The sequence below is a fragment of the Vibrio sp. 10N.222.46.A1 genome, assembly GCF_041473595.1.
GTDB classification, from domain to species: domain Bacteria; phylum Pseudomonadota; class Gammaproteobacteria; order Enterobacterales; family Vibrionaceae; genus Vibrio; species Vibrio tasmaniensis_A.
The window spans coordinates 1-1,921 of record NZ_JBFRSN010000255.1 but is presented as its reverse complement, the minus strand read 5'-3'; the positions used below and the strand labels follow the sequence as shown (position 1 = coordinate 1,921).

Annotated in this window: 1 protein-coding gene and 2 tRNA genes; all 3 read left to right on the top strand. The window is 45.4% G+C overall.

Translation table 11 applies throughout. The features are described 5' to 3' along the window. Nucleotides 1-87: transfer RNA gene (locus AB4496_RS08725), tRNA-Leu, on the top strand. A 36-nt stretch (nt 88-123) separates the two neighbouring features. After that, nucleotides 124-199, top strand: a tRNA-Gly gene (locus AB4496_RS08720). Nucleotides 200-1,069: 870 nt separating this feature from the next. After that, nucleotides 1,070-1,921: aminotransferase class III-fold pyridoxal phosphate-dependent enzyme (locus tag AB4496_RS08715; RefSeq protein WP_372130822.1), on the top strand; the 852-nt coding region annotated here is incomplete at its 3' end.

The following is a 1,921-nucleotide window of genomic DNA, read 5'->3' as shown; positions in this document are numbered from 1 at the left end:
GCCCTGGTGGTGGAATTGGTAGACACAAGGGATTTAAAATCCCTCGGCGTTCGCGCTGTGCCGGTTCAAGTCCGGCCCGGGGCACCATCTATTAAAGTCTACGTCTTAACAGATGTAGCAAATGCGATACTAGCTCAGTTGGTAGAGCGCAACCTTGCCAAGGTTGAGGTCATCGGTTCGAACCCGATGTATCGCTCCAAATTAGAAAGCCCGAACAGAAATGTTCGGGCTTTTTGGTTTCTGCTGTTCTGATTTTTATGCGTTATTCCTCTTTCTGTTTGAACACACCCAAACTTCCTTTTCTATCTCAAAATGTTGCTATCAAGTTCGTTTACATTACTTAGCTTTTAAAAGCGAGATTCCCTATGAACTCGTTCTTCGTGCTAGGGAATGACGGAAAGGCGCCACAGCCTCAAAGCCCTCACTAGCAACGTTTGTATACCCGCGTAGTCATCCTCGGGCGTGAGGAACGAATGAACCGGGGATCTCCTTACCTAAAGATTAACTTGACGATATTTTCAGCAATTTGTCAGTTACCGCTCCTATTTATCAAGCGATTATTAAAAACTATTGATCGTTCATTTCACTTTATGTTATTTTCCCGCGCAATCTCGGAATGAACAATGTTCAAGAAGAGCAACGATTGCTTCTGGGGGATACGCGTAGTGACCATTCTTGCTGATTGGGACATTACGTAGGGTAGGTATCAGCTAGCCTTTAGCTGATAGACGGGATACTTATGGCGCAATTCGCCATGCTAATGGGAAACCCAACATTGAACACACTAATAACAACATTGCTAATCAGCTCTGCATTTCCAAAAGGGCCAGTTCTTCATAGCTGTCCGATACTGCACAAATGTCCAATTCTTCAAAACAGTAGCATTACTGAACCTTGAGCTCACGCTAACTAATTTTTGCTGTCCTAAGACGGCCTAATTTCGTATTCGTCATTTGACTTATGCGAGCGTACAGCTATATCTCATTTCTAGACAATACGCGTGTTTCACTATGAACTCTCTCTAAATCAATAGAGGGACGGTGTGCAATTGCGTCTGATGGAGGTGAGTATGAACACATTCAAGGGGACTTTTATGACTACCGCCTTTGAAGTCGATATTAATACTATCGCAAATTCATTTTCAACTATGGTTCCTATCGTAGAGGGAACTTACGACCTAACACCCGACGCTATTTTGCTTGAGCAAAAGCAGCATGAATCGGATGTTCGTTCATACCCAAGACGCCTACCGATTGCTATTAAAAGAGCATGTGGTGTTTTAGTTGAAGATACTCGTGGCCAACTATTTCTCGATTGCTTAGCAGGTGCAGGTACACTTTCTCTGGGCTACAACCACCCTGAGATTAACCAAGCACTTAAAGACCAACTCGATTCTGGTTTGCCATATCAGACACTTGATATTACGACTCAAGCAAAAGAGACGTTTATCAAGCGAGTTAAAGCTTTTCTCCCTCAAGACTTTTCAACGAACTCGGTTCTTCAATTCTGTGGCCCGTCTGGCGCTGATGCTGTGGAAGCCGCGATCAAGCTCGCCAAGCAAACTACAGGTCGCAACACCATGTTTGCTTTTCGTGGTGCTTACCACGGCATGACTAACGGCACTATGGGCATGATGGGTAACCTTGGCACTAAAGAACGTCGTAGTGGCTTAATGTCTGACGTACATTTCATGCCTTTCCCATATAACCTTCGTTGCCCGTTTGGCATTGGTGGTGAAGCGGGTGCTAACGCGAGCATTCGTTACATCGAGCGTATGTTGAATGACGACGAATCTGGCATCATGAAACCTGCCGCGATGATCGTCGAGCCTGTACAAGGTGAGGGTGGTGTGATTCCAGCTCCGGCGTCTTGGCTACAAGGCCTACGTCGCATCTGTGATGAACACGGTATCCTACTGATC